We start from the raw sequence: 26,912 nt of genomic DNA on the forward strand, positions 1-26,912 counted from the left end.
GTCCCTCCGCCGTCACGGCGCCTCCGGTGCCGTCTCCTCTTCCACGGCCTGCCAGAACTCCTCCGGCTTCACCGGCAAAATCCACCGCAGGCGGTCCCGGTCCCGGCCGTCCTGGAAGTGGCAGGCCGGCGCCCAGTCGCAGAAGCGGCAGTAGCTGTCCTCCTCGCTGCGGCAGCAGGGGTCCGCATCGATGTTGCCCTCCCGGACCTCCCGTCCGATCTGCCCCACCAGCTTTTCCACATACTGTCCCAGCTTCCCCAGCTGAGCCGCGGAGGCCAGGCTGCCGCCCAGCGCCCCGTCCCGGCCCACCCGCACGGGGAGATACCGGGGCTGGGTCAATGCCTCGTGCTCCATGGCCTGGAGCACCTCCGGTTCCGCCAGGAGCAGTCCCGTGCGGCGCAGCTGCTTGTCCCGCTCGCTCTGGAGCTGCTCCGGCGTGATGTTCCGCTCCGCCGGAAGCAGCTCGTCCCGGGCCGGGAAGTACAGCACGCCGGCGGGCTCGATGTCCCGGCCGAACCGGGCTTTGCCCTCTTTTTCCAGGGCAAAGAGGTACAGCAGCATCTGGATGTCCAGGCCCATCTTCACGGCGGAGAGGTCGAAGGCCTTCCGGCCGGACTTGTAGTCCACCACCCGGAGATACAGCTTTCCGTCCTTTTCCCAGCCGTCCACCCGGTCTACCTTGCCGCCGATCCGCAGCTCCCCGTCGGGCTCGCTGATGGTCACCGCCGGCAGCTCTCCCTGGTCGCCGAAGCTCAGCTCGAAGGCCAGGGGTACGAAGTCCGAACAGCGCATCTCCCGGGCGATCTGGTCCACGATGGCAAAGGCGGTATTCCGCAGCCGGGCGAAGAGATAGCGGAACCGGGCGGTCCGGCCGTCAAGGCCCTGCAGCTCCTCCCGGGCGTAGCGGTCGATGTACTGCTGCGTCAGGGCGTGGAGGGTCTCCTCCTCCACAGCGGCAAAGCCGCCCATGGCCAGCACGTCCCGGGTGACGTTCTCCAGCAGGTAGTGGAGGAACGTGCCGATCTGGGGGGCGTCGAAGGCTGCCGTCCGGCGGGGCTTTGCCCGGAGACCGTACTCCATGAAGTAGGCGAAGTGGCAGCTGCGCAGCCGCTCCGCCCGGGAGGCGGTCATGCTGATACGACTGCCGTAGAGGGTCTGGACCGCCGCCCGGGAGAGCTTCCCCCGGCGGGCGGAGGCCGCCCGCTCCATGGCCGCCAGCCGGTCCGCACAATCCGGGTCCTCCGCAAAGTGCCGCCACAGGGGGCCGCCGGGGTCGGTCCCGGCGGCCTCCAGTGCAGGCTGAATCGCTGTAAATCGATAATCCTTTTCAGTCGTTTCCCGCTCCACCGCCAGTTCCGGGAACAGCACCCGCAGCCGCTCCACCACGAAGGCCGGGCGCAGCTCCGCCCCGGTCACGTCGCTGACCGGGTAGCTGACCGTCAGGCCCCGGGTGGGCTGGGCCAGGGCGGCGTAGAGGTTTTGCAGCTGAATGCCCATCTGGTCCATGCCGCTGGGGGCCAGCCGGATGCCCCGCAGGGCCAGGGCCTCCCGGTCGTCCTCGTTGAGGATGCCGCCGCTCTGGCCCGTCGCGGGCAGTACATGGTCGTTGGCCCCCAGGAGAAACAGGTACTTGGCGGTGTGGCGGTCATTGCGGTCGATGCCGCTGACGCTGACCTGATCCAGCGACACCGGGATGGTGCCCACGCTGTACTGGGAGGCCACCTGCCGCAGAAGACGGCTGAACTCTTCCAGCTCCATGGGCTCGTCCCCCAAGATCTCCACGAACTGGTCCAGGATGCCGCAGAGGATCTCCCACAGCTGGGCGGTCTCCTCCGCCTCCTGCATCCGGCCCGCGTCAGCCTGGGCGCGCATCTGTGCCTCCAGGGCCGATTGCAGCCCCAGCTCCTCCAAAAAGCTGTAAAGGGAATTGACTTTCTCCCCCGCCGTCTCTCCGGCTTTCAGACCGTTCCAAAGCCGCTCCAGGGGCTCCCGCACCCGGCGGCGCAGGTCGTTGACCGCATCCAGCCGGGCCTGGCGCCGCTCGTCCCAGGGGGCGCCGTAGCCGTCGGGGTTGTCGGTCCAGTCCACGTCCCGCAGCCACATCCGTCCGTGGATCTCCCACTTGAGGACGTAGTTTTCCAGCAGGTCGCACTCCTCGGCCGTCAATCCCGCCAGGCCCGTTTTCAGCCAGCGGAACATATCCTCGTACTCAAAGCCGTTCTCCAGAGACGAGAGGACACCGGTCACCAGGCTCCACACGGGCTTTTCCAGCATGTCGCTGCGGCGGCTGAGGTACACGGGGATGCCGTACCGGGGGAACACCGCCTGGATGATGCCCTCGTAATCCCCCATGGAGGCGGCGGCCACGGTGATGTCCCGGTAGCGGCACTTCCCCGCCGCCGTGAGGCGCCGGATGTCCGCCGCTGTCTGCTCCACCTCAGAGAAGGCGGTGTCCGCCTCCCGGATGCGGACGGCGCCGCCCAGGTCTCCCCCGTAAGGGGCCAAGGTCCCGAAAAAATACCGCTCCAGGTGGCCCAGGGGCGTGTCGTCCCCGCCGGTGAGCGTGACCGCCTCCCAGGGCCGCCCGGCCCGCTGGGCCAGGCGCACCAGCTGCTCTTTGGTGCGCAGGGAGGCCTCGAACATCTCCTCGCGGCTGTCCGGCTCCCCCAGCAGGGTCACAGTGACGCTCCTGGCCTGCCGCAGCAGGATCTCCAGCACCCGCCGCTCCTGGGCGGTGAAGTAGGTGAAGCCGTCCAGGTAGACATCCTTCCCCACGGCGTAGGCGGACTCGGCCAGGTGGTCGCAGAGCTTGCTCATCCGGTCCCGGGCGTCCAGGCCCGGCCGCAGGAGCCGGGCCTCATAGGCGGCGTACAGCAGGCTCAGGTCCAACAGCTTATCCCGAGTGGCGCCGCTCTCCATCTCCCGGGCCTGGGCGTCCAGGGCGGCGGGATCCACCTCGTAGCTGCGCAGCTCGTCGAACAGGTCCAGCAGCTGCTGCAAAAAGGCAGCCTTCCGGGAGGGGCGGCGGTAGACCCGCAGCTCCGGCGCCACCTCGCCCAGAGCCTTTTGCAGCGTCAGCAGCTTGCCGCCGGCGTCCAGCGTCACCTGGGCGGCGCCGCCGGTGACGGAGAGCACCCGCTCGCTCAGGCGGCGGAAGCTGAGGACCTCGGCGTGGCGGCTGGCGGTGTCACCACAGAAGCGGCACAGGTCCACCTCCGCCTGGTGGGAGGCGTGCTCCGGCACCAGCAGGATCTGGCGGCCCCGGTCCCCCTGGGCGCGGATGCGCTCCAGGACCCAGTCCGATTTTCCCGTCTTGGCCCGGCCTATGAGAATGGTCAGCACGGCGAGCCCTCCCTTCCGTCGGTTTTGTTCAGAGGATATTGTAGCATATCCGGCCCTGCCCTGCACCCTCTTTTTTGTCCGGCGTCGAAAAAAGGGGTGCGCGGCGGGCGGGGGTATGGTACAATGGGGAAAACGCGGCGGGCGCCCCCGCCGGAGAGGAGGACCTCCCATGCACATTCCCCAGGGACCCACCGGCGATCTGGAGCTGGAGCCCTTTGACCAGGCCCTTTCCGCGGCCTTACAGCCCAGTCCCGACTACGACGTAAGCCGCTGGCTCTACGTGCCCAACCGCTACTCCGAGTACCGCTACATCCTGGGCACCCGGGGAGAAAAGCCCCTGATCTGCGTGGGCATCAACCCCTCCACCGCCGCGCCGGACGCCCTGGACCCCACCCTCCAGTCCGCCCAGCGGATCGCCCTGGCCAACGGGTACGACAGCTTCTTGATGTTCAACGTCTATGCCCAGCGGGCCACCCGGCCCGACGATATGGAGCCCACGCTGAACCCGGTCCTTCACGCCGAGAACCGCAGGGCGTTCCGGTATCTGCTGTCCCTGTCGGAGCGTCCGGCAGTGTGGGCCGCCTGGGGCAACATCATTTTGAAGCGGGACTATCTCATGGACTGTATGCGGGATTTCGCCGCCGACGGCCGCGCCGCCGGCGCCCGGTGGTTCACCGCCGGGCCTCTGCTCAAATCCGGGCAGCCCCACCACCCCCTGTATCTCAAGGGGGACACGAAACTGCAGGACTTCGACATCAGCGCCTACCTGGCCCGGTGATCTCATCTACATATCATCGAAGGAGAGGTGTCTCATGAACGACTTCAAAACCCGCCATCCCCTGGCCTTCGTCATCACCGTGACGCTGTGCGGCGTCATTTTGATCCTGTCCATCCCCCTGTGGTTCCATCTGGCCGCCTGAGAACGTAAAAAGGGCAGACCCGTTTGGGTCTGCCCTTTTTTGGTTCGGGGCGGTCAGCCCTCCAGCTTCTGCCGCAGAGCGTTCCACAGCTCCACCGCCTTGAATTTCAGCACATAGCCCTGGTCGGCCTCCGTGATAAGGGACACCTGGTCCTCGCTGAGACCCGCCGCCACGGCCACCGCCGGCACGTCCTCCGACGCCGCGGCGCACAGGGGCGGGAACACCACGCACCACCAGTTCTGCCCCTCCCCGGCGCCGATGACCACCCGCAGCGCCAGATACTCTCCGGCGGGCAGGGAAAAGCCGTCGTACTCCCGGGTGGGAAACTCCGTCTCCTCCAGACTGGCGGTGACGGCGTAGTCATACCCGGCGGCGGCGATGGTCTCCTCCGCCGTTTGCTCCAGCTGCGGAAGTGCCGCCTCCAGGGCAGCTCTGGCCTCCTCCCGGTCGGCGGAGACCTCCAGCACCGGCTCCGCCACCTCCAAGATCCGGTCCCGGACGGTCAGCTTCAGCGCCTGGTCCTCCTCCGAGTCGGAGTTGGCCAGCACGTGGAGCCGCACCACCCGGTCCGCCAGCTCCCGCTGGGTGCTGAGGCTCCAGGCCCCCCAGGTCAGGGCCGCGGCCAGGCCGATCAAAAGGGCGATCTCCAGCCGGTGCAGTTTCCGCCCGGCAGGCTGCTGTTTCGTTTTCATACGGTATCCATCCTTTGCTATGTAGGTCCCGCAGGGGATCCTTGTCACAAGGATGGACAGAGGGCGCGGATTTTATACCGTTTCTGGAATTTTTTTTACCGGACGGGCCAGATACGTCTGGGCGTACCGCTCCGAGAGGGTCCGCTCCGCCTCCCGGGCCGTCGCGGCGTCCCGAAAGAGGCCGAACACCGTGGGGCCCGAGCCGCTCATCACGGTGCCCAGGGCGCCGCAGTCCAGCAGCGTCCGGCGGATATCCGCCACGGCGGCGCCCTCCTCCCCGGTCAGCACCGTCTCAAAAACGTTGCCCAGCCGGGCAGCCACAGCGTCCAGGTCCCCCCGGGCCAGAGCGGCGGCCATGCCGTCCACGTCGGGGCGCCGACCCAGGTCGCCGCCGTCCACCCGGGCAAAGAGGGCCGGGGTGGGCAGGCCAAAGTCCGGCTTGCACAGCACGATCTCACACGGCGGCAGCGGCGGCAGGTCCGTCAGGACCTCCCCCCTGCCCTCCGCCAGGCACGTGCCGCCCCGGAGGCAGAAGGGCACGTCGCTGCCCACCCGGGCCCCCACGGCCTCCAGCTCTGACAGCGGCATCTCCGGGCAGTACAGCCGCCGCAGGCATCGCAGCACCGCCGCCACGTCGGCGCTGCCGCCGCCCAGGCCCGCGTAGGCAGGCACCTTTTTTTCAAGGCGCACCTCCAGACCCGGAACAGGCCGGCCCAGGGCGGCGAAAAATGCCTCCGCCGCCTGCTGCTCCATGGTCTTGCGGTCCGGCGGCAGCTCCAGGCCCTCCGCCAGCAGGGCAAAGCCCCCTGCCGTCTCCGTGACGGTGACGGTATCCCCCAGGGAGACGGCCTGCATCACCATGCGCATGGTGTGGTAGCCATCGTCCCGGCGGCCCAGGATATCCAGGGCCAGGTTCACTTTGGCGTAAGCTGTCAGGGAAAGCGTCCGCATAGGCTCCTCCTCCGGGCCGCAGCCCGTGTTTTTGCTCAGTATAGCACGTCCGCCGCCGCGGGAAAAGCCCGGCAGCGGAAAAAAGCGGCACCGCGAACCGAGGCTCGCGGTGCCGCAGCAGTCGCGGGGACTGCACTTCACTTGATTTTCCGGGCCTCCACGTAGTAGCGCTTGTCCTGAGCGTGGCCCATGGAGAAGGTCTTGCGGGGCAGCACGCCGTCGGCCATGACGGTCTTGAACAGCTGCTCCTTGCCCATGGCGGGCAGCAGGAAGCCCATGTTGCCGGGCTTGGAGCCGAGATCCTTGGTGACCTCGTCGCCGTGGATGTAGTCCACCTCGCCGCCGTGGGCCTTGAGATAATCGTCGATGACGGCCTGGAGAGTGCCCACCGCCAGCTGGACCTTGGGATCCGGCACGGTGATGAAACCGTCGTGGCCCTCCCAGACCACCTCGATGACGTGGCCCTCGCCCCTGCCCTCGTGGGCGTTGGGATAGGCGGCCCGGAACGCTGCCATAAAGGCCTCCCGGTCCACGTCGAAGAGGACCCGGTGAATGGGCTCGAACTGGAGGGCATCGTCGTGGTTGTTGACCACCTCCACCAGGGCGTACCGGGCGGGCAGGCTGGCCCACTCGCTCTCCGGGGTGACCTTTTTCAGGTTCTCATAGCACTGCTTGGCGGTAGCCAGGGAGTGGTTGCCGTCGCCCACGGCAAAGAGCAGCGGGGCAACGCCCTTCATGCCGTACTTCTTCTCCATCTCGCTCTCGGCGCAGAGGCCCTCCAGGGCCGCCGCCGCGGCGTCCATCTGGGCGTCCGTCAGCTTCCAGCCCTTCAAATGGCCGCCGCCCTGCTGGAGGTCGAAGTCGTACAGTGCCTCCATGGCGCCGCTGGCGGCAGTCAGGGGCTCAATGACGGTGCGGTCCGGGTCGTCGATCAGCAACATCACATGGGGCAGCTCGATGGGGGCGTCCTGCCGCACCTTCACCCGGGGCGGGATGCGGGAGAGGACGGTGCCCTCGGTGGCCCGGATCAGGGCGCCGGAGCCGGGGGTGAAGTCGTACTGGTCCAGATCCACCATGCCGATGAGGCCGTGACGGACCTTGCCGTCGGACTGGGTGCGCTCAATGTAGATGAGGGATTCGGACAATGTCTTGAACACACCCTTATCCAGGTAGTCCTGCATGGCGGCGTTGATAGCGGCGATGTCGCCGTCCACGTTGGGGCCGTTCAGCTTGGCCTCCGGCAGGATCAGCCGCAGCGTGGAGGGCGCGCCGCCCACGGTCTTATCCACGGCCTCCCAGTACTCCGGCTGGGAGGTGAACTGGTCGCAGGCCACCACAGCCCACTTGGTCATATCCGCCTCCTTGGGCAGCAGGATGTCGGCGGGATAGAAGCCCAGCTTCTCAAAGGTCGGATTCATGCGGCATCTCCCTTTCTGTTATTTTTTTCGAAATTCCTGAATGGTCTTGATAATAATATATGCGAGGACGCCCAGGCCGCAGAGGATGGCCGGCAGCGTATAGAGGCAGAAAATCGGCTTTCCGAACAGTTCCGTTACAGCAGGCCAAAACCATCCCTCCATGGCATCCGCCTTTTTTCACTGTTACAGCGCGGCCTTGATGGCAGCCAGGAACTCGCCGAACTCCTCGTAGGCGGGCAGCTCAGGGTGGTCGGCCTTGATCTTCTCCGTGCTCTTGAACAGGAATCCAGCCTTGCTGGCCTGGATCATGCCCAGATCGTTGTAGCTGTCGCCTGCGGCGATGGTCTCGTAGCCAATGGACTGCAAGGCCTTCACCGTGGTCAGCTTGGACTGCTGGCAGCGCATCTTGAAGCCGGTGATCTCCCCGTCGGGGGCCACCTCCAAAGAATTGCAGAAAATGGTGGGCCAACCCAGCTTCTCCATCAGGGGCTTGGCAAACTCCTCAAAGGTGTCGCTGAGGATGATGACCTGGGTGACGGAGCGCAGTTCGTCCAGAAACTCCTTGGCGCCGGGCAGGGGATCGATCTTGGCGATGGTGGCCTGGATCTCCTTCAGGCCCAGACCGTGCTCTTTTAAAATGCCCAGGCGCCAGCGCATCAACTTATCGTAGTCGGGCTCGTCCCGGGTGGTGCGGCGCAGCTCGGGGATCCCGCTGGCCTCCGCGAAGGCGATCCAGATCTCCGGAACCAGGACGCCCTCCATGTCCAAGCATACAATATTCATAGTGTCTCCTTTATGTGTCTGTGATTTGCGCAGCTGCGGCACCGGCTATCCAATGGATACCGTCCACAGGCTCCGCCGTTACGCTGATTATACAATATCCCGTCCCTTCATTTCAACGAGATTTATAAATTTTGCCGTTGGCGTCGGCGCTGCATACTCCGTTTTTCGGTGGGGCACACTATGGGCAAATCCTTACCGAAAGGCAAGATTGGAGGTAAAACGCATGGTAATCGACAAGATCGCGCTGACACTGGCCATCATCGGCGCTCTGAACTGGGGCGGCATCGGCCTGTTTGGCTTTGATACGGTGGCCTTCCTTTTCGGCGGCCAGATGGCGGTCCTCTCCCGGGTGATCTATGCCCTGGTGGGTCTGGCGGGCCTGTGGTGCATCACACTGCTGTTCCGCAGCGGCGAGGAGACAGGGCACGCCCATACCGCCTGAGCACATCCAACCGCATAGAAAGAGGGGGGACCGAGTTTCGGTCCCCCCTCTGCGTTATTTCCGCTCCTGCTGTTCCTCTCCCTGGTCCATCAGTGCCCGGTCACGATCCAGCAGCTGCTCCGATACCAGATCCAGCTGCCGCATCTTATCATAGTGGTCAATCAGTCTGGTCTGCTGAGCCTGCGTCTCCTTCTCACTGCGGAACACCAGCTTCAGCAGCACCGGCGTCAAAATCGTGCCGCCGATGACCGTGATGATGACCGGCGTCATCATGGTAGCCGACAGTACCCCCAGGGACAGTCCCCGGTTGGCCACGATCAGTGCCACTTCACCCCGGCATACCATGCCAACGCCCACCTGGAGACTCTCCCGGCCGGTAAATCGGCAGAGCCTGGCGCCCAAGCCGCAGCCCACCAGCTTGGAGATCACGGACACCACCAGCAGCGCCGCGGCAAACAGTACCAGCGGACCGTCCATGCCGTCCACCCGGGCATTGATGCCGATGCAGGCAAAAAACACCGGTGTCAGCAGCAGGTAGCTCAGAGGCTCATACTTGGACTGGATGTAGTCGGCCTTGGGGGTGCAGGAGATCACCAGGCCCGCGATATAGGCGCCGGTGATGTCCGCCACGCCAAAGAAGTGCTCGGCACAGTAGGCCATCAGCAGACACAGCACGAAAGCCAGCACCGGATACCGCCGCAGATTGCGCTGGTGCTCCAGGGCCATCATCCAGCGGAACAGGCGGTTGGCCGCAAAGCCCACTACACCGGAGAACAGGAAGAACAGCACGATCTTTCCCAGCACCAGCAAAATGCTCTCGTCTCCGCCGGCCACGCTGCTGACAATGGTCAGAGCGATCAGGCCCAGCACGTCGTCGATCAGTGCCGCCGCCAGGATGGTGTTGCCCACCTTGGTATCCAGCTTGCCCAGCTCTTTCAGCGTCTCCACAGTGATGCTGACAGAGGTGGCGGTCAGGATGGTGCCCACGAATACATCCTCCAGGAAGCCGCCGTCCGGCACCAGTCCGCCCTGTCCGGCAGCCCATGCCAGACCCGTGCCCATGACCAGAGGCACCAGTACGCCCAGCAGCGCCACCAGAAAGCCCGCGCCGCCGCTGTGCTTGAGTTCCTGTATGTCAGTGCCCATGCCGGCGGAGAACATCAATACGATAACGCCCAGTTCGCTCAGCTGGGTCAGGAACTCCGTCTCCGTCAGGACGTTCAGCATGGCGGGGCCCAGGATCAGGCCCGCCAGCAGTGCGCCCACCACCTGTGGCATCTGAAATTTCCGGGTCACAATTCCCAGCACCTTGGTGCTGGCCAGAATCAGCGCCAGGTCCAGCAAATAGTGATATGACATGGTAAGCTCCTCTCTTCTCCGGCAGCCGCCGGTTTTCGCAAACGTTCACTTTCTTCTATGTGAGCCTTCATTTTAAACCTTTTCCGGGAATTTGCAAGCGTCATTTATCACAAAAAGATCCCCGCCTTTCGGGCGGAAAGGAGAAAAAAGCAGGCTGTATTGCACAATACAGCCTGCTTTTTTTACAGAAACTTTATAAATTTTTTATAGTTGGCTCAGACGGCGAACCTCCGCCTCCTCCGGCGTCACGTACACGGTGCGGAAATTGATGTAGGTCACCATGCCCGGCCGGGCACCGGCGGGCTTTTTCACGTTCTTCACCGCCGTGCAGTCCACAGGGACGTTGGCGCTGTGCTTTGCCTGGGAATACCAGGCGGCAAGCCCTGCCGCCTCCCGGATGGAGGCCTCGTCCGCCTCCTGAGCGCCGGTGCAGAGGATCACATGGGCGCCGTGGATCTTCTGGGTGTGGAACCACAGGTCCCGGCGGTCCGCGTCGTGGGTCAGGCGGTCGTTCTGTCGGTTGCTGCGGCCCACCAGGACCCGCAGCCCCGCGGAGGTGCGGAACTCCAGGGGCTTGGCCGGGCGGGAGATCTGCTTCTTCCCCTGCTTGCGCAGAAAGCCCGCCTGGCGCAGCTCCTCCCGGATGTCGGAGAAGTCCTGGTCGCTCTCCGCCCGCTCCAATTCCTCCAGCACGCTGCCCAGATACTCCAGGTCCCGCCGGGCAATGTCCATCTGCTCCCGGAGGTATCGCTCCGCGGTCTTGGCCTTGTTGTAGCGCTTATAGTACTTGGCGGCGTTCTGCTGGGGCGTCAGCAGCGGGTCCAGGGGCACGGTCACGGTGCCGCCCTGAGGATCGTAGTAGTTCTCCGCCTCCAGCGTCCGCTGTCCCCGCTCCATGCGGTAGAGGTTGGCGGTGATCAGCTCGCCGTACAGCCGCAGCTGGTCCCGCTCCTGGGTCTGGGCATACTCCTTCTCCTGGGCGGCCAGCTTTCGCCGCAGCCGGTCCCGGGCGGTGGAGGCGGCCCGGGTCAGGTCCGCGCCCCGCTGGCGCAGCCGCTCTGCCCGCTCCCGCTGGGCGTAGAAGTCATCCATCAGATCTGAAAAACTGGGATAGGTCACCTGCTCCGCGGCATCGCCGTACTGGCGGATGGGCCGGTAGGAGTAGTCCAGGGGCTCCCCGTTCCGCTTCAGCCCCACCGGCGTGAAGCGGTTTTCCCGGATGTCCGTCACGAGCCGTTCCAGCTCTGCCCACAGCCGCGCCTCTCCCTCCGGCCCCAGGCCGAAGAGGCGCCCATCGGTCTCCCCGGCGGCCAGGAAAGCCAGTTCCCGGGCAATTAAGGGCGAGACGCCGAAGTAGCTGTCCAGCAAAAAGGCGTCGATCTTCTGCTCCGGCGGAGCGGCGTCCAGCTTCTCCCGGAACCCCGCCTCCGTCTCCTCTGTCACCGGCAGGCGGCCCTGGGAGGCCGGCGGCAGGTAGAAAAGGCCCGGCAGCACCTGCCGGGCGGCGGACATCTCCGCGTCCACCCGCCGCAGGCAGTCGATGACCCGGCCCTCCTCGTCCAGCAGGATCAGGTTGGACCGGCGGCCCATGGCCTCCAGCACCAGCGTCCGGTGGCCGGGGCGGCCGAAATCGTCGGCGCTGTCCAGCTCCAGCCGCACCAGCCGCTCCAGCGGCGGCTGAGTGATGTCCGCCACCCGGGCGCCCACCAGATGCTTGCGCAGGAGCATGCAGAACATGGGCGGCTCCGCCGGGTTCTCCCGGGCCAGGGCCGTCATCTGGAGCCGGGGCGTCCCGGCTCCGGCATTGAGCAGCAGCCGCCCGGCCCGCAGCGTCAGCACCGCCTGGTCCCGGGTGGGCATCTGGACCTTGTCGATCCGCTGCCCGATCAGCAGCGGCCGCAGCTCCTGCACCACCGCCTGTAAACAGATCGCATCCAAAGGCATGGTCTTACTCCTCCATCATCGCGCAGAACAGCTCGTTGATCCGCTGGCGCTGTCCCCGCAGGTACAGCCAGCCCAGCAGCGCCTCCAGAGCCGTGGCCTGGGCGTATTGGGCCCGGCTGGCATGGGGCGGGATGGTGTGGACCTGGGCGTTGCGGCCCCGGCGGAACACCGCCTGTTCCTCCTCGGTCAGAAGGGGCAGGATCCGCTCCGCCCGCTCCGCCTGGGACTCCGCCCGCACCAGGGCCACGGTGGCCTGGTGAAGGCCCTTGCCCGTTGCCTTGCCATGGGCGCACAGCCAGGCACGCACCAAAATCTCAAACACCGCGTCTCCCATATGGGCAAGGCCGATGGAGCTGATGGCACGGAGCTGGTCCTCCGTCAGCTGGGGCTGGAAATAGTCGTTCATGGGGTCCTCTCCTTATCCTTCCGGCGCCGCCCGGTCCGGGCCGCCGGTCTTGCGCTTGATCCGCCGCCCGCGAAGCGGCTCGTGATATTGTACCACATTCCGCGGGATTTGTCACCCAAAAGGCGGCGGGACCGCCCATTTGCGGTCCCGCCATGGGTTCGTATGTTCTTCAGAAGGGGCCGGATGACGCCTCCTGCTGCGCCAGGGCCTCCTCGAAGCCCGGCCACTCCCCCTCCGGGCCCGGCCACCAGCGGTAAAGGCTGGCGTAGACCCTGGCTCCGATCATGGGCATATCCAGATGCCAGAGGACGTTCCCCGCCCCATCCAAGGCCACGGCAGTGGGTGTGAAGGAGATGGTCCGCTGTCCCTCCACGCCCTCTTCGTCCGGCCAGATCTCCCGGTTCAGATCCGCCGTCCACACGAGGAGCTGGACCTCTCCGGTCTCGACCTTCCGGGTGACGGTATTTTTGCGATCGGAGGTGAGATACACCTCCACGGTCTCCACCGCCGGGTCGTCGCAGCGGAAGAGCGTACAGCCCCAGTCGTCGTTCAGCGTCAGCCCGCCCAGGCCCTCCATGGCCTGCCCCGTGGCCTCCGCCCGGACCTCCACGCCCAGGGGCCGCCACAGGGGACCCCACCGCTCCGTGAGCGTCGTCCGGTAGGTGCCGCTGTCACCGTCGGAGAACAAAAAGAGCTGATAGCCGCCCAGGGGCTGCTCCAGCAGCACCTGGGCCGTCTCCCGGCCGGAGAACAGTCCCTGCCGCGCGGCGGCCTCGGCGGTGAAGCGGTAACCCATGGAGGCCAGTGCCCAGACCGCCAGGACCAGGGCCGCGCCCAGGACCGCCAGCCAGCGGGCGCTCACCCGCCGGGCCTTGCGGCGGATCTCCTTTACGGAGGTATCCGCCAGCCGCCGGGCGGCATCCTCCGCCTCCGGCGCCGCCTGGCCGGTCACCAGCTGCAAAACGCCCAGGCCCAGAGCCTCGGCCAGGGGCTCCAGCAGCGCCACGTCCGGCCGGCACACGTCCCGCTCCCACTTGCTGACGGACTTGTCCGTCACATGGAGCCGCTCCGCCAGCTGCCGCTGGGTCAAGCCCCTGTCCTGCCGTGCCCGGCGGATCAGGGCGCCCACGGTCTCCCGTTCCTCCTGCATTGTCCTCACCTCTTGCCCTCATCATACCGGTTCCGACCCGAAAAGGCAATCTACTTCCGGTAGAACGAGCCTTGCGCATCCGGCGCCGGCATGGTAGGATGGTGCCACGACAAGGAAGGGAGAATTTTTCATGAGACGATTTGAGCCCCAGTCCCGACAGGAGGCTGTTCAGGCGCTGTTTCTGTATTTTCTGCTGTATTCCGTTATCGGCTGGGCCTATGAGGTATTTTTGGAGGTGGTGGTCTACCGCTGGGGATACTCGGACCGGGGCGTGCTGCTGGGTCCCTACTGCCCGGTCTACGGCGTGGGGGCGCTGGCCTTTTTGCTGTGCTTCGGCTGGCTTTTGAAAAAGGAGGGCGGCGTGCTGCTGCGTTGGGTGGTGCGGCCGCTGGCGCTGTTCGTAGGCTGCATGGCGGTGGCTACCGCCATCGAGCTGGTCACCAGCTACATTCTGGAGGCCCTGACCGGCGCCTGGCCCTGGCAGACCTATATGAACTACGGCATCAACTTCCAGGGCCGCATCGCCCTGTCCCCCTCCGTCCGCTTCGGTCTGGGCGGGCTGCTCTTTCTGCTGGTATTGCAGCCCCTCTTTGAAAAGCTGGTGGGCGCCATGAGCCCCCGGCTGCGGACCAGGGTGTTCCGGGTCCTGGCGGCGCTGTTCGCCCTGGACTGCGCGGTCACCGCGGCAAGAGCCCTGCTTTGAGAGAAACGACGTTGCAATTAAGATTTAAGATAAGGAGGAACGATCATGAGCAAACTGTACGCCTTCCTGGCGGACGGAATGGAAGAGGTGGAGTGCCTGGCGGTGGTGGACATCGCCCGCCGGGGCGGCATTCAGGTGGAGACGGTGTCCATCATGGGCCGCCGGGAGGTCACCGGCTCCCACAACATCACGGTCCTGGCGGACCGGCTCTTTGAGGAGACGGAGGTCCTGCCCGGCGACACGCTGTTCCTGCCCGGCGGCGGCAAGGGCGTGGAAAACCTGACGGCCCACGAAGGTCTCGCCGCCGTGCTGAAAGATTCCGCCGCCCGGGGCGACCGGATCGCCGCCATCTGCGCCGCGCCCAGCGTCCTGGGCGGCCTGAGGCTGCTGGCCGGGCGCACTGCCACCAGCTACCCCACCTGGCGGGACAAGGTGCCCTGCGGCACCTGGACCATGGAGGGCGTGGTCACCGACGGGCCCTTCACCACCGCCCGGGGCCTGGGCTTCGCCATCGACCTGGGACTGGAGCTGGTGCGGCTGCTGGTGAGCCCGGAGGAGGCCCAGACCGTCAAGGAGCGCATCCAGCACCCGGACTGCTGAAACCGCGCATCCCCGCCGCCGGAATGGGCGGCGGGGATGTTATTTATATAATGTATCCGGAAAAGACAAAAGGCACACGAAACCGTGTGCCTTTTGTTGGTGGAGATAAGCGGGATCGAACCGCTGACCTCTTGAATGCCATTCAAGCGCTCTCCCAGCTGAGCTATACCCCCACATTCCATATTCAGTTTTCGTTGGTGGAGATAAGCGGGATCGAACCGCTGACCTCTTGAATGCCATTCAAGCGCTCTCCCAGCTGAGCTATACCCCCATATGCGTTCCGGCGGTTTTCTTGGTTTCCCGCGCTCAGAACATGGACTAGTATAGCAAGATGATCCCGAAATGTCAACACCCAATTTTCATTTTTCGCAAAACTTTTGAAAAGCCGGTCACGGCTCCAGCCGGAAGGTCAGCAGGACCGGATTGTGGTCCGACCAGGCGAAGCCGGTGTCCACCACCGAGGCGGCCTCCACCGTCACGTTTTCGGAGACCAGGAAGCCGTCCACCGTCAGCACGAAGCTCTCACCGGGCACATAGGGCCCGTCGGCGTTGCGGCAGCTGGGGACCGGATTCGCCGCGCCGGCGTCCGGCACCTCCAGGCGGATGCCGCCGCTCAGCAGCTCCTCCGGGAAGGGCTGGGCCCAGGTCTGGCCCTCCCCCGCCACACCGAACACCGCAGCGGAGTCCTCCCACAGATCCTTGTTGAAGTCGCCGCCGCAGACGGCGTAATTCCCGGCGGCGTACTCCGCCGCCATGTCCGCCGCCAGCAGCTTCACCTGCTCCGTGGCCACGGTGCCGTCGGAGGTGTAGGCCGACAGATGCACATTGTAGAGGCACAGCTCCCGTCCGTCCGCCACCGGCACCCGGGTGACCGTGTAGCACCGGTCCAGATCCAGATACCGGGTCAGCCCCGTCTCCACCGGCAGGCTCCGGCGGACGGAGCCGGTGACCTCGCAGGCCGAAAAGGTCATGATGCCGGAGCGGGACGCCCCGTGGGGGCAGGTCAGGGGCCAGAGCAGATACGGGGAGTCATAGTTCTGGGCGGTGACCCAGGCCATGTCTCCGCCCAGGGCCTCCGCCGCCATCTGCTGCTCGTCCACATGGTAGCTGCGGGTGGCGTCGGCGTCCACCTCCTGTAAAAAGACGAAGTCCGGGGCCTGGCCCGCCGCCGTCTCCAGGGCGCCGGTCACATTGGCCCGGGCGGCCTCCTCGGAAAACGCCCGGGAGTAGTCCCCGCCGTCCATGAAGAAGCCGTAGTCGGGACTGTACGCCCCGAAGCCGATGTTGTAGGACAGCAGCTTGTAGCTCCGGTCCGTCTCCGCCGGGCCGCCGCCCTGGCCGTTGACGGTCAGGGTCTGCCAGTCCTCCACCCGGTAATAGGTCAGAAGGGCGTAGCAGAGATAACCCAGCACCGCCGCCAGCACCAGTGCCAGCGCCGCCGTCGGAATTTTCCACCACAGTCCCCTTCTCTTCACCGAACACACCTCACATTATACTTGTATCTGCACCATGGAATTCTACACCCGGTCAGACGGGAATGCAAGAGGCGCTTCCGTGATATCCAGAAAGTCCGGCTCCGCCTCCAGGGGGAACCGGGCCAGGACACCCCGCTCCACCAGCCGGGGCAGGTCCACATACCGCACCCGCTGACTGTGATAGGTGGTCCAGTAGAACCGCCGGGACCGGGCGCAGGCCGCGGCGGTATAAAGGGTGTACTCCCAGGGCGGGTCCTCCTCCAGCCGCACCGCGCCCAGAGGGAAGGCGGCGGATTGCAGCAGCCGCAGCAGTCGGGCGATCCCCTCGGCCTCGGTGCGGCCGGGCTGGGCGTAGCGCCGCAGGAAGGCCAGCCGCACGAACCGGGAGGGCGAACTCCAGTCCCCGGGCAGACCCTGGCCGCCGGTGCCGGAGAAGCAGGGCACCAGATCCTCCGCCAGCGCCGCGGGCCCCCGGTCCAGGTCCCGGACGGCAGCGTAGTTGAGCAGATTCGTCCGCTGCCAGGGATAGCCGGGGCTGTTGGTCATAACTCCCAGGGCGTCCCGGCAGATCCGCAGCCCCTCCGCCTCCGGCTCGATGACCACGCTCTCCCCGGTCCCGTCGGTGAAGGCCCAGTGGACCGTGGGCACCACCCCCAGCAGCGGCAGGGCGGCGATGGTCACCTCCCGTTCCAGTACCTCCACCACCTCCGCCACGCTGGCGCACCGGGCCAGCAGATGGTACACCGCTCCACCCGGCGGCAGCGGAACGGTACCGGGCCGGACCGTCTCCGGATAATGGGCAAAGCCCCGGTAGTTCAGCTGGCCGCCCATGAGGCCCATCTGGTTGACCCCCTCGTACAGCATGGGCATCCCCGGCACCGCCAGGGTCCCCACGCCCACGGCGCCCCAGCGGGCCGTCAGAGCGCCGCCATAGACCGTCCCCGGCGGCAGAAAGGTCACCTGGGTATCCGGAGGCAGACAGTTCAGATCGAAGTTCCGCCCCCACAGGGGTCCGCCCTCCTCCGCTGCCCAGGAAAGGCAGCTGCATCCCATCTCTTGTGATCGTCTCATCGGCTCCTCCTCTCCCCGGGACCGGCCCGGAGGCTTTTCTCTCACCTTTCCCGATTCAGGTTATTTTCAAACTGCCGCTATGCCGCTTTTTTCCTTTTTCGTAACCTTTTCATTGATACAACCCACTGAAATTTCAAGGTTTTTCGGTGGAGCGGAAGTTTTTTCGTCATCGCCTGTTACCCATTGTTGACAAAACGGAAAAATTCTGTTACAATTCGGTTACAAACTTTTTGAAGGAGTGTTTCCATGGCAGAAACCAAGTCCGCGAAAGCGGAAGGTCTGATGTACAAGGGCCATCCTCTCCGCCGGGTCGAAAACCTGATCTACTACGGGACGATGGCTGAGAAATATATCATCATGATGCAGATTCTGGACACCAAGAAGGAACAGGATCTGGAGGTGGCCACCAAGGTCTCCGTTCAGCTGCAGCTAACGGATCCGGACTTGAAGTCCCGGGACCGGGTGGTCAAAAAAAGCGAAAAAGACAGCCTGTATGCCGCCATGGACGTGGCCGCCGTCTGGCTGGACCGTGCTCTGGCCGGTAAGTAAGCGGCCCCACTTCCCCACGCGATACAAAAGAACGACGAAAGGAAGCGTACACCCCCATGACACATTTTGCAGGTAAGGCAGTCAAAGTTGCTCTGATCTCCGGTTTATCCGTATTTCTGCTGGGCGCCACCGCCCTGGCAGCGGAAGGTGAAATCGCCATCGGAGCCGGCTGCACCACCGGTTCTTCCCTGAGAATGCGGGCAGAGGCCTCTACGGATTCCTCCATCGTCACCACTCTGGACAAGAGTGTGGCGGTTGCCATTCTGGACGACAGCATCGACGGCTGGTACAAGATCAGCTATAACGGCAATACCGGCTATGTCTCCGGTGACTACCTGACTGTGGATCAGGACAATATTTTCACCACCTACGGTCGGGTTAACGCCAGCGGCGTCAATGTCCGCTCTGATCCCTCTACTGAGAGCAGTTCTCTCGCCACCGTGGACGAGGGCACCATTGTCACCGTTAACGCCCTGGTGGACGGTTGGTACGACGTCACCTGCGAATACGGCACCGAAGGCTACATCCGCAGCGATTTCCTGGACCTGACGGAGTCTGCTTCTGACAACAGCGATATCGTGGCCACCGCTAAGCAGTATCTGGGCGTGCGCTATGTCTACGGCGGCGCCTCCCCCAGCGGCTTTGACTGCTCCGGCTTCACCATGTACATCTACAAGCAGTACGGCTACTCCCTGCCCCACACCGCCACTGGCCAGTGGCAGAGCGGTCTGGGTACCCGGATCTGGGGCATCAGCGCCCTGCAGCCCGGCGACCTGGTGTTCTTCAACGATCCCGCCCGCAACGCCGGCAAGGCCTGCTCTCACGCCGGCATCTACATCGGTAACGGTCAGTTCATCCACTCCTCCTCTTCTTCCAGCGGCGGCGTGATCATCAGCGACCTGACCAGCGGTTATTACAATACATACTTCGTGGGCGGTATCCACGTCTGATCCAACTGCAAACCAACAGCGGCACGCGTATGACGCGTGCCGCTGTTTTCTTATGGCCCTGGGATCCGGGCCAGTTCTCTTTCCAACTCCTCGTAGAATCGGGCCACATGCCGCCCGTCCGCCAGGGCGTGGTGGACCAGCAGCGTCACCGGCAGCACCGTCCGCCCCTCCCGGGGACCGTACCGCCCCCAGGTGATCCGGGGATTGCTGTCCGCCGGACCGGGTGTGGGCTGAGTCAGGGCCGTGTAGCGCAGCCAGGGAAGGCAGGAAACGAACAGCAGGCTCTCGCTCTCCGCTCCGTCCTCCAGCGTGGGCTGCGCGGCAGCCCGGACCTGTTCCGCCGCCGCATAGGGCAAAAATTCCATCAGCGGCCGGTCCGCCGTCAGGCGACAATAGCAGTAGCTGCCGTCCGGCAGGGCAACCGTGTGGGAGGAGGGACACTGGTCGTACTCCACCACTTCCCCGCCCCGGAGGCGGCGCCGCAGCTCCGGCACGGCGTTGGCCGCCCGGACGGCGGCGTACAGCACCGCCAGGAAAAAGCTGGTCCCCGTCCGCCGGGTCCAGTCCAGCACCTCCGTCACATCCACCTCCGCCGTGACACCCAGGTACGGGTTGGCAAAGTCCCGGAAGTACGCAAACTGCTCCCGGCGGGGGTCCCGCTCCATATCCACAAATTTCCACGCCATGGGCCTACCTCCCTTTGCAGGGATTATACCACAGCCGGAGCCGGAGGGAAACCCCTCACAGCCAGCTCAGCAGGCGCCCCGCCTCCAGGGCCGCCAGGGTCCGCACCCCGTCAAAGTCCACATAGGGGTTGTAGACAGCCTCCAGGGCATCGTGGGAGGCCTTGGCCTCCCGGAGGGCAGCGATGCCTTCCTCCCGCAGCAGTGCCGCCATGCGGGTCTGGAAGCGCAGCCGGGCGCGACCCTCCCGCTGCTCCGCCATGGCGTCCAGCCGCACCCGGCGGTAGGGGCGCCGCCCGTACTCCATGCCCGGCCGGGAGGTGATAAAGCCCAGGCCCAGCCCCGGGATCAGCAGGTGCTCGATCCGCTCCGGCTCCTCCGGGGCGCAGCAGGCGATGGTGTCCCACCCCCGCTCCGCCGCCCGGGCGCGGATCTGCGCAAAGAGCTCACCCGCCAGCTCCGCGCTGTCGGCAAACTCATAGACCCGGGGGCACAGGGCGTCCACGCTGTCAAAGCGCCAGACATAGCCCTGCCAGGTGACGCTGCCCAAAAAGCGGCGGACCGTGCGGCCGCTCTGGTCCCCCTTCTGCCGCAGCTCCCGGGACAGGATGCCCTCCACCCGACGGCGGGCGCGGTCGGCGTCAAATCCGCGGCGCACCGCAGCAAAGGCGTCCAGCTCCACCTGCCGGGCGGCTTTCAGGTTCCGGTAGGCCCGGACATAGGCCGCCTGATAGGCGTGGGTATGGGTCTTCACCTCTCCGGCCGCGGCCTTGGCGGCGGTCAGATCGTAAAACCTGCCCAGGTCCACATACCGGTCCACCGCCGCCGGATACCGGGGCTCCACCACATGGGGGCTGGTGCCGTCCACCACGGCGCACCGCAGACCCGGCAGCACAACGCCGTCCAGAGAGTCCGGGTCCCCAGAGCACCACAGGTACTCTACCGGCGTCCCTGCCGCCTCCATGGCGCGGCCAATCTCCCGCATGAAGGTGTTCTTCCCCACACCGGGGCCGCCCTTGAGCACCATCAGGTCATAGGTATCCTCCAGATCCGTGATCTGGGAAAAAAGATTCTGAAAGCCCTCGCCGCTGTTGGCGCCCAGAAAGAAATTCGTTACCAGAGCCATACGCTCCCCTCCAAGTCTGATCTTACCTCAGGCTATGCGAAAAGGACTTGACCCGACAGCGGAATGTTGGGAATTTCCGGAAAGCCGCAAAAAAAGCCCGCCGGAAGGAAATTGCCTCTGTATTTTTCGACAGTTTCTGCTATAATGGAAACGATCATATCCCAGGACAGGAGCCTTGCCATGGATGAGCAATATACCTCTGTATTCACTGAAGAAGAGCGGGCCGCCCGCCGACGGGCGCGGCAGGAAGCCCGAAAGGCCAAGCTGCGGGCCCGGCGGCGGCGACAGCTGCAGATCTTCCTACCCTGTGCCCTGGTGGCGGTGCTGGCTGTGAGCCTGCTGCTGGGCAGCAAGGCCGGCCACACCCCGGAGGAAGAGGAAGTGGCCGGTATTGATCTGGCGGCCGAAGAGAGTCTTTCCGCCGAGCCGCCTGTGGCAGAGGAACCGCAGATCCCCTCCGGCTATACCGCCACCGAAGGCACCGTTCAGCTGGGCGAGGAGCTGCCCAGCGTCTACGTGGTGCTGATCGACCTGGACAGCCATGAGATCCTAGCGGAAAAGGGCGCGGACACGGTGATCTATCCCGCCTCCATGACCAAGATCCTGACCGTCCTGGTGGCCGCCGAGGCCATCGAGGAAGCCGATCTGGACGACACCTTCACCATGACCCGGGAGATCACCGACTACTGCTACGTCAACGGGTGCAGCGTGGTTGGGCTGATGGTGGACGAAACCGTCACCGTCCGGGAGCTGTTCTACGGCACCATCCTCCCCTCCGGTGCCGACGCGGCCGTGGGCCTTGCCACCTATGTGGCCGGATCCCACGAGGCCTTTGTGGAGATGATGAACGACAAGCTGGAGGAACTGGGCCTCTCCGACACCGCCCACTTCACCAACTGCGTGGGGCTGTTTGACGAGGCCCACGCCTGCACCGTCTCCGACATGGCCGCCATTCTGGAGGCCACCATGGGCAACGATCTGTGCCGGGAGGTGCTGGGCGCCCATACCTACGAGACCGCCCCCACCACGGACCATCCGGAGGGACAGGTCCTCTCCAACTGGTTCCTGCGGCGGATCGAGGACAAGGACACCGGCGGACTGACCGTCATGGGCGCCAAGACCGGCTATGTGGTCCAGTCCGGCAACTGCGCCGCCAGCTGGGCCCAGGCTCCGGACGGCCACCAGTACCTCTGCGTCACCGCCGACGCGTACAGCTCCTGGCGGGCCATCTACGACCACGCGGAACTGTACAAGACCTACTGCGCGGAGAGCGCGGAAACCGATGCAGCCGAAGCGGCGTCCCAAAACGGGACGCCGCTTTGATATTATGGAAACCATCCAGGCACAGGGCCGGTGAGATCTCTGCCGTCTCCCCTGCCCTCTCCTGTCCGGGCGGCGAAGCGCGCCTTCCGGCGCGCAGAAAAGCGGCGTCCCCTGTTGGGGACGCCGCTTTACCATCTGCCCGGTCTTTCTCAGAACCCGCGCCGCTTCAGATCGGCCACGAGATTGACATAAAATTCCCGCACATCGAAGCCGGGGATGTTCTCCCGGTTCAGATCCACCACGTCCCCGTGGGAGATGCCACGCTTCCCCGAGGGCTCCAGCAGCGTGAAGCGGCTGCCCCACTTGGCAGAGTCCACCGCCACCAGGCCATCGTTGCGGCCGTCGAAATACCGGACGATGGGGTGGGTCATGTTCAGAGGAAACTTGCCATGCTGGGCCTTCTCGCAGTAGGACATGACACTCTCATACACCACGCCGGGATCGTCGGGGGTGACGGCGTTCCGCTCTTCGCAGGCAGAGGCGGTCAGATCCGTCACCGCCGCCAGAAAGTCCGGATTTTCGTCGCCGAGACGCTTTAGAGTGGCGTTATAGGTGTCCGCGATGCGTTGGCGCATAGCCTGGGGGATCTTGTCCAGCAGGTACTCCGCAAAGACGCAGCCCCGGTGGGGGGTGTTGATGGTGGTGAGGGTGGCCACATAGGGCGCCATGCCGCAGTGGGCGATGGCCGCCCGGCTGTCCAGCCCTCCCTTGGAGTGGGCGATGATATTCACCTTGCCGCATCCGGTCTCCTCCACGATCCGGCGGATGCGGGCGGCCAGCTCCTTCCCGCTGTCCTCCACCGCCGCAGCAGACTGCTGCCCGCCGTAGTAGACTGTGGCGCCATTGCGGGTCAGCTCTCTGGGGATGCGGCCCCAATAGTTGACATAACGAAAGTCCCGAAAGAACACCCCGTGGACCATCAGGAGGGGGTATCTCGTCTTGCAGATCTCACTCTCCGCCCGGGCGGCGTCGATCTCCCATTTCTCCGTCTCAAACTCCACCTCATCAGAGGCGATGCGGATGATCTTGCAGAGATACCAGATGTTGACCAGCGGGATCCAGCCGCACAGGGCGGCCAGGACGCGGTACTTCAGGCCCAGCTGAACAGAAGTTATGTAAACTCTTATCATGCCAGCCCAAAAGACGGACGCCTCCACTGCCACCACCAGGAGCACATGGGCAGTGATGCCCAGCCAGACGATCCCGTCCACGCCCGCCCACGGGGTCAGCAGGCAGAAAAACCACAGCGTGGTGACCAGGTCCGCCGTGGCCGTCACCAGGAACAACCGCAGCAGCTCCACTCCGGCGGCCAGCTGCCGGATCCGACGGGTAGGCAGCGGCGACCGCCCCAAGGGACGCACCAGGACCAGCGTCAGCAACGCCAGAAGGATCAGGCTTGCCAGCAAAAAGCAGCCCCCAGTCACTTGGTAATACAGCGGTAGCGAGCAGAGCACCGCCACCAGATTGGAGGCGGTCAGAATCACCAGGGTCCAGAGCCCCCGGCGCAGCCATTTTCTCATCTCTCCCCCTCCTCTTTGTCTCTGTCACAGAAAGAATGCGTTCTCCTTGGGCTCCGTGAAATTCTGCTCCAGCATGGCCACGTGGCTCAGGAACGCCGGGTCATCAAAGTACTTGGCGTGCTTGGTGCACTTGCGGACGCAGGCGTGGCACTTGATGCAGGTACCGGGGACCAGGGCCGGGTGCTCCGGGTCGATGGCCCCCATGGGACAGAAGCGGGCGCAGGCACCGCAATCGGTGCACTTGCCCAGGTCCGTCTGGGGCTTGGCCTTGAGGAACTTGGCGGGCTGGCCATCGGTGCCCTTGGGCACATAGTAGGGGGCCGCAGCGTCCCCGGGCACAGCCACCGGGGCGGGCAGTTCTGTCAAGTTCTTTACCTTGTCAGCGACCTGTCCGGCAAAGGTCTCCATGGCCCGCTTGTCGTCCCAGTCGGGGCGTCCGTCGGCCAGGGCATCGGTGAAAGCGTGGCGGCAGGCGAAGGCCGCGCCGGCCACGGTGTGGAAGCCGTCCCCCTCCAGCACAGCGCACAGCTCCGCCAGAGCGTTGTCGTAGCTGCGGTTGCCAAAGGTCACCACGGCAACCGCCAGAGCGCCGCAGCCGTGGAGTTTTCCCTGGAAATCCGGCAGGATCTTGTTGGGCAGCTTCCCTGCGTAGGTGGGCGAGGCCACGACGACCAGATCCCCTTCTGTAAAGGAATACTCCTTTTCGCGCTCTCCCGGCCGGGTAAAGGAGATCCGCTCCGCCGGGACCTCCAGCCGGCGGGCCAGGGCGTCGGCGATGGTGTTTGCCGTCTTGTCGGTGTTGCCGGTGGCGCTGAAATACAGCGTCCAGACCTTCTTCACATCCATAGGGCTCCTCCTTTTCTCCTCTGTGGAAACAGGCACCCCGCGCGGGGTGCCTGTTGGTGCTTACAGCGAAAAGTCCGCCTCGTTCAGTTTCTCCGTATCCAGGGCCGCCGGGCGGGGCGGCACCCGCTTGAGCGGATCGTACCGGAAGGACCGGCAGTGGCTCTCCGCCGGGACGATGCCCCGCTTCACGCAGGCCACCTCCCGCTCGTTGATCTGCTGGCCTCTCTCACAGTATGCGCAGCGGGGGTCCATGTCCCGCCGGAACAGTTTTCCCAAAGATGCCATGCTTCTCTCTCCTTTTGCCCTTACAGGGTGTACAGCTTCACCTGTCCGTCCTCCGCCGTGGCCTTGATCTGGGTGATGGGGGTCTCGTAACTGTCGATGATCCTGGTGGCCATGGGGTCCTCCAGCTCCTTCTGGATGGTGCGGCGCAGGTTCCGGGCGCCGTAGGTCAGAGAGTAGGACTTCTCCGTCAGCAGCTCCACCAGAGCGTCGTCGTAGGTGAAAGCGATACCCTTGTCCTTCAGGGACCCGGCCAGCTCACCCAGCATGATCCGGGCAATGGCCTGGAAGTTCTCACGGCTGAGGCGGTTGAAGGTGATGACCGCGTCCACCCGGTTGATGAACTCCGGCCGCAGGAACTGCTGCAATGCCTTCATGGCCTTGTCGGCGTCCTGCTCGCTGACGGACCGGCCGAAGCCCACGGTGCCGCTGTCATTGTTGGCGCTGCCGGCGTTGGAGGTCATGACGATGATGGTGTTTTCAAAGTTCACCTTCCGGCCGTGGGCGTCAGTGATCTCACCGTCGTCCAGGATCTGAAGGAGGACGTTCAGAACGTCGGGATGGGCCTTTTCGATTTCGTCGAAGAGGACCACCGCGTAGGGCTTGCGGCGGATCTTCTCCGTCAGCTGACCGGCCTCGTCATAGCCCACATAACCCGGGGGCGAGCCCACGATCCGGGAGACGGAGTGCTTTTCCATGAACTCCGACATGTCCAGGCGGATCAGGGCGTCGGGGGTGTTGAACAGGTCCGTGGCCAGCTGTTTGACCAGCTCCGTCTTACCAACGCCTGTGGAGCCTACGAAGATGAAGCTGACGGGCTTGTGCTTGGGAGAGATACCCACCCGGTTGCGGCGCACGGCGGCGGACACAGCGGAGATGGCCTCGTCCTGGCCCACGATGTGGGTTTTGAGCCGCTCTTCCAGCTTGCTCAGGCGCTGGAACTCCTGCTCCCGGATCTTGGCGGCGGGGATCTTGGTCCAAAGCTCGATCACGTGGGCCACGTTCTCCATGGAAAGCTGGGGATCGCCCTTTTCCAGCAGGGCGTTGAGCTCCGTGGTCAGCTGCAGCTCCCGGCTCTTGAGCTCGGCCATCCGGGCATAGTCGCCCTCGGCCTTCTCCTCCTTCTCCTCCAGCATGGTGCGCTCTTTCTCATAGTCGTCCAGCTCCCGCTGGATCTGCATGCGCCGGGAGATGTCCGGGTCCTTCAAATTCAGGTCGGAGCAGGCCTCGTCGATGAGGTCGATGGCCTTGTCCGGCAGGAAGCGGTCGGTGATATACCGCTCGGAGAGCACCACCGCCTGGCGCAGGATCCCCTCGGAGATCTTCACGCCGTGGTACTTCTCGTAGTTGGGGGCCAGGCCCTTGAGGATCTGGATGGAGTCCTCGATGGAGGGCTCGTTGACCGTCACCGGCTGGAACCGACGCTCCAGGGCGGTGTCCTTTTCAATGGACTTGCGGTACTCATTGAAGGTAGTGGCGCCGATGACCTGGATCTCACCCCGGGAGAGGGCGGGCTTCAAGATATTGGCAGCGTTCATGCTGCCCTCAGCGTCGCCGGCGCCCACGATGTTGTGGACCTCGTCGATCATCAAAATGATGTTGCCCAGGCGCTTGACCTCGTCGATCAAACCCTTCATCCGGGACTCGAACTGCCCCCGGAACTGGGTGCCGGCCACCAGGGCCGTCAGGTCCAGGAGGTAGACCTCCTTCTCCCGCAGCTTGAAGGGCACATCGCCTTTGGCGATCCGCTGGGCCAGGCCCTCGGCGATGGCGGTCTTGCCCACACCGGGCTCGCCGATCAGGCAGGGGTTGTTCTTCTGGCGGCGGTTGAGGATCTGGACCACCCGCTCGATCTCCTCCGCCCGGCCGATGACCGGGTCCAGCTTGCCCTCCTGGGCCTTTTGGGTCAGGGAGATGCAGTAGTTCTCCAGGTACTTCCGCTTGCCGTTCTTGGGCTCCTTGCGCTCCTTCTCCCGGCCGCGGCCCTGGTCGCCTTCCGGCGCGGCATCGCCCCGGGGGGCGTCGGACCCGGAGAACAGGCGGTTGAGGAACGGGAAGGTGGCGGTCTTGCCGTCCTCTTCCTCCTCGTCCCCCTCCTCGGGGCCGGGCAGGTCCTCGATATTCTCCACGCCGCTCATGGCCTGGAGCATCTCGCTGTTGAGGGTGTCCAGGTCCTCGTCGGAGATGCCCATGCGCTTCATCATCTCGTCCACCTGGGGCAGTCCCCGCTCCTTGGCGCACTTCAGGCACAGGCCCTCGTTGATGGTCCGGTCCCCCTCCATCCGGGAGATAAAGACCACGGCCACGTTTTTCTTACATCTTGAACAAAGTGTCGGCTGCATTGTAACCTCCATGCGCCAGCGGGCGCTTCTTGTGA

Annotated in this window: 25 protein-coding genes and 2 tRNA genes; 7 read left to right on the forward strand and 20 right to left on the reverse strand. The window is 65.0% G+C overall.

Features of this window, described 5'->3' with window-relative positions:
• Nucleotides 1–12 precede the first annotated feature (12 nt).
• On the reverse strand, nt 13–3,342 hold the full coding sequence (locus tag KFE19_01340; GenBank protein ID QUO38199.1) for a PD-(D/E)XK nuclease family protein: 3,330 nt from the start codon (nt 3,340–3,342) through the stop codon (nt 13–15).
• 169 nt (nt 3,343–3,511) lie between these two features.
• On the opposite strand from KFE19_01340, the gene KFE19_01345 reads away from it, so the two are divergent.
• Nucleotides 3,512–4,120 carry a DUF1643 domain-containing protein gene (locus tag KFE19_01345; GenBank protein QUO38200.1) on the forward strand — a complete coding sequence of 203 codons (609 nt, stop codon included), beginning with the start codon at nt 3,512–3,514 and terminating at the stop codon, nt 4,118–4,120.
• A 195-nt stretch (nt 4,121–4,315) separates the two neighbouring features.
• On the opposite strand, the gene spoIIR is transcribed toward KFE19_01345, so the two are convergent.
• From spoIIR to thrH, 5 genes are all read right to left on the reverse strand, one after another.
• Nucleotides 4,316–4,954, reverse strand: a complete 639-nt coding sequence (gene spoIIR / locus KFE19_01350; protein ID QUO38201.1) for a stage II sporulation protein R — start codon at nt 4,952–4,954, stop codon at nt 4,316–4,318.
• A gap of 72 nt (nt 4,955–5,026) precedes the next feature.
• Entirely contained in the window at nt 5,027–5,905 is an 879-nt protein-coding gene (ispE, locus tag KFE19_01355) for a 4-(cytidine 5'-diphospho)-2-C-methyl-D-erythritol kinase (GenBank protein ID QUO38202.1), read from the reverse strand.
• A gap of 137 nt (nt 5,906–6,042) precedes the next feature.
• Nucleotides 6,043–7,323 carry a DUF1015 domain-containing protein gene (locus tag KFE19_01360; GenBank protein QUO38203.1) on the reverse strand — a complete coding sequence of 427 codons (1,281 nt, stop codon included), beginning with the start codon at nt 7,321–7,323 and terminating at the stop codon, nt 6,043–6,045.
• A gap of 18 nt (nt 7,324–7,341) precedes the next feature.
• The gene (locus tag KFE19_01365; protein QUO38204.1) at nt 7,342–7,485 is read right to left on the reverse strand and encodes a hypothetical protein; all 144 of its coding nucleotides are present in this window, start codon (nt 7,483–7,485) and stop codon (nt 7,342–7,344) included.
• A gap of 21 nt (nt 7,486–7,506) precedes the next feature.
• The gene (gene thrH / locus KFE19_01370; protein QUO38205.1) at nt 7,507–8,106 is read right to left on the reverse strand and encodes a bifunctional phosphoserine phosphatase/homoserine phosphotransferase ThrH; all 600 of its coding nucleotides are present in this window, start codon (nt 8,104–8,106) and stop codon (nt 7,507–7,509) included.
• Nucleotides 8,107–8,329: 223 nt separating this feature from the next.
• Between thrH and KFE19_01375 the strand changes: the two genes are divergently transcribed.
• The gene (locus KFE19_01375) at nt 8,330–8,548 is read left to right on the forward strand and encodes a DUF378 domain-containing protein (protein ID QUO38206.1); all 219 of its coding nucleotides are present in this window, start codon (nt 8,330–8,332) and stop codon (nt 8,546–8,548) included.
• A 54-nt stretch (nt 8,549–8,602) separates the two neighbouring features.
• Here KFE19_01375 and KFE19_01380 read toward each other — a convergent pair whose 3' ends face one another.
• The 4 genes from KFE19_01380 to KFE19_01395 form a co-directional block, all read right to left on the reverse strand.
• Nucleotides 8,603–9,907 (reverse strand): cation:proton antiporter, encoded by a 1,305-nt coding sequence (locus tag KFE19_01380; protein QUO38207.1) that lies wholly within the window; start codon nt 9,905–9,907, stop codon nt 8,603–8,605.
• Between the two features lie 204 nt (nt 9,908–10,111).
• Nucleotides 10,112–11,851: an NFACT family protein gene (locus KFE19_01385; protein QUO38208.1), complete on the reverse strand. Its 1,740-nt coding sequence runs from the start codon at nt 11,849–11,851 to the stop codon at nt 10,112–10,114.
• A 4-nt stretch (nt 11,852–11,855) separates the two neighbouring features.
• Entirely contained in the window at nt 11,856–12,257 is a 402-nt protein-coding gene (locus KFE19_01390; protein ID QUO38209.1) for a ribonuclease III, read from the reverse strand.
• A gap of 169 nt (nt 12,258–12,426) precedes the next feature.
• The gene (locus KFE19_01395; protein ID QUO38210.1) at nt 12,427–13,407 is read right to left on the reverse strand and encodes a helix-turn-helix transcriptional regulator; all 981 of its coding nucleotides are present in this window, start codon (nt 13,405–13,407) and stop codon (nt 12,427–12,429) included.
• Nucleotides 13,408–13,537: 130 nt separating this feature from the next.
• Between KFE19_01395 and KFE19_01400 the strand changes: the two genes are divergently transcribed.
• Together KFE19_01400 and KFE19_01405 are read left to right on the forward strand one after the other, a co-directional pair.
• Nucleotides 13,538–14,110, forward strand: coding sequence for a putative ABC transporter permease (locus KFE19_01400; GenBank protein ID QUO38211.1), 573 nt, complete (start codon nt 13,538–13,540; stop codon nt 14,108–14,110).
• A gap of 45 nt (nt 14,111–14,155) precedes the next feature.
• Complete coding sequence (locus KFE19_01405) at nt 14,156–14,710, forward strand: DJ-1/PfpI family protein (GenBank protein ID QUO38212.1); 555 nt, start codon at nt 14,156–14,158, stop codon at nt 14,708–14,710.
• A 97-nt stretch (nt 14,711–14,807) separates the two neighbouring features.
• On the opposite strand, the gene KFE19_01410 is transcribed toward KFE19_01405, so the two are convergent.
• The 4 genes from KFE19_01410 to KFE19_01425 all read right to left on the reverse strand — a co-directional run bounded on the left by KFE19_01410 (nt 14,808) and on the right by KFE19_01425 (nt 17,256).
• Nucleotides 14,808–14,883, reverse strand: a tRNA-Ala gene (locus tag KFE19_01410).
• A 22-nt stretch (nt 14,884–14,905) separates the two neighbouring features.
• Nucleotides 14,906–14,981: transfer RNA gene (locus KFE19_01415), tRNA-Ala, on the reverse strand.
• Nucleotides 14,982–15,099: 118 nt separating this feature from the next.
• Nucleotides 15,100–16,185 (reverse strand): endonuclease/exonuclease/phosphatase family protein, encoded by a 1,086-nt coding sequence (locus KFE19_01420; GenBank protein QUO38213.1) that lies wholly within the window; start codon nt 16,183–16,185, stop codon nt 15,100–15,102.
• A gap of 42 nt (nt 16,186–16,227) precedes the next feature.
• Entirely contained in the window at nt 16,228–17,256 is a 1,029-nt protein-coding gene (locus tag KFE19_01425; protein ID QUO38214.1) for a linear amide C-N hydrolase, read from the reverse strand.
• Between the two features lie 246 nt (nt 17,257–17,502).
• Between KFE19_01425 and KFE19_01430 the strand changes: the two genes are divergently transcribed.
• The gene (locus KFE19_01430) at nt 17,503–17,805 is read left to right on the forward strand and encodes a hypothetical protein (protein QUO38215.1); all 303 of its coding nucleotides are present in this window, start codon (nt 17,503–17,505) and stop codon (nt 17,803–17,805) included.
• A 56-nt stretch (nt 17,806–17,861) separates the two neighbouring features.
• Complete coding sequence (locus KFE19_01435) at nt 17,862–18,755, forward strand: C40 family peptidase (protein QUO38216.1); 894 nt, start codon at nt 17,862–17,864, stop codon at nt 18,753–18,755.
• A gap of 50 nt (nt 18,756–18,805) precedes the next feature.
• Here KFE19_01435 and KFE19_01440 read toward each other — a convergent pair whose 3' ends face one another.
• Nucleotides 18,806–19,441 carry a chloramphenicol acetyltransferase gene (locus tag KFE19_01440; protein ID QUO38217.1) on the reverse strand — a complete coding sequence of 212 codons (636 nt, stop codon included), beginning with the start codon at nt 19,439–19,441 and terminating at the stop codon, nt 18,806–18,808.
• Between the two features lie 55 nt (nt 19,442–19,496).
• Nucleotides 19,497–20,564, reverse strand: coding sequence for a hypothetical protein (locus KFE19_01445; GenBank protein QUO38218.1), 1,068 nt, complete (start codon nt 20,562–20,564; stop codon nt 19,497–19,499).
• A gap of 180 nt (nt 20,565–20,744) precedes the next feature.
• Between KFE19_01445 and KFE19_01450 the strand changes: the two genes are divergently transcribed.
• On the forward strand, nt 20,745–21,887 hold the full coding sequence (locus tag KFE19_01450) for a D-alanyl-D-alanine carboxypeptidase (protein QUO38219.1): 1,143 nt from the start codon (nt 20,745–20,747) through the stop codon (nt 21,885–21,887).
• Between the two features lie 149 nt (nt 21,888–22,036).
• Here KFE19_01450 and KFE19_01455 read toward each other — a convergent pair whose 3' ends face one another.
• The 4 genes from KFE19_01455 to KFE19_01470 are packed head-to-tail and all read right to left on the reverse strand — an operon-like array spanning nt 22,037 to nt 26,877.
• A complete protein-coding gene (locus tag KFE19_01455) occupies nt 22,037–23,407 on the reverse strand; it encodes a triacylglycerol lipase (protein QUO38220.1) in 1,371 nt (456 codons plus the stop codon).
• Nucleotides 23,408–23,431: 24 nt separating this feature from the next.
• A complete protein-coding gene (locus KFE19_01460; protein QUO38221.1) occupies nt 23,432–24,253 on the reverse strand; it encodes an EFR1 family ferrodoxin in 822 nt (273 codons plus the stop codon).
• Nucleotides 24,254–24,313: 60 nt separating this feature from the next.
• Entirely contained in the window at nt 24,314–24,538 is a 225-nt protein-coding gene (locus KFE19_01465) for a hypothetical protein (protein QUO38222.1), read from the reverse strand.
• Nucleotides 24,539–24,558: 20 nt separating this feature from the next.
• Complete coding sequence (locus tag KFE19_01470) at nt 24,559–26,877, reverse strand: ATP-dependent Clp protease ATP-binding subunit (GenBank protein ID QUO38223.1); 2,319 nt, start codon at nt 26,875–26,877, stop codon at nt 24,559–24,561.
• Nucleotides 26,878–26,912 lie beyond the last annotated feature (35 nt).

This window comes from Dysosmobacter sp. Marseille-Q4140 (genome assembly GCA_018228705.1).
Classification (GTDB): Bacteria; Bacillota; Clostridia; order Oscillospirales; family Oscillospiraceae; genus Oscillibacter.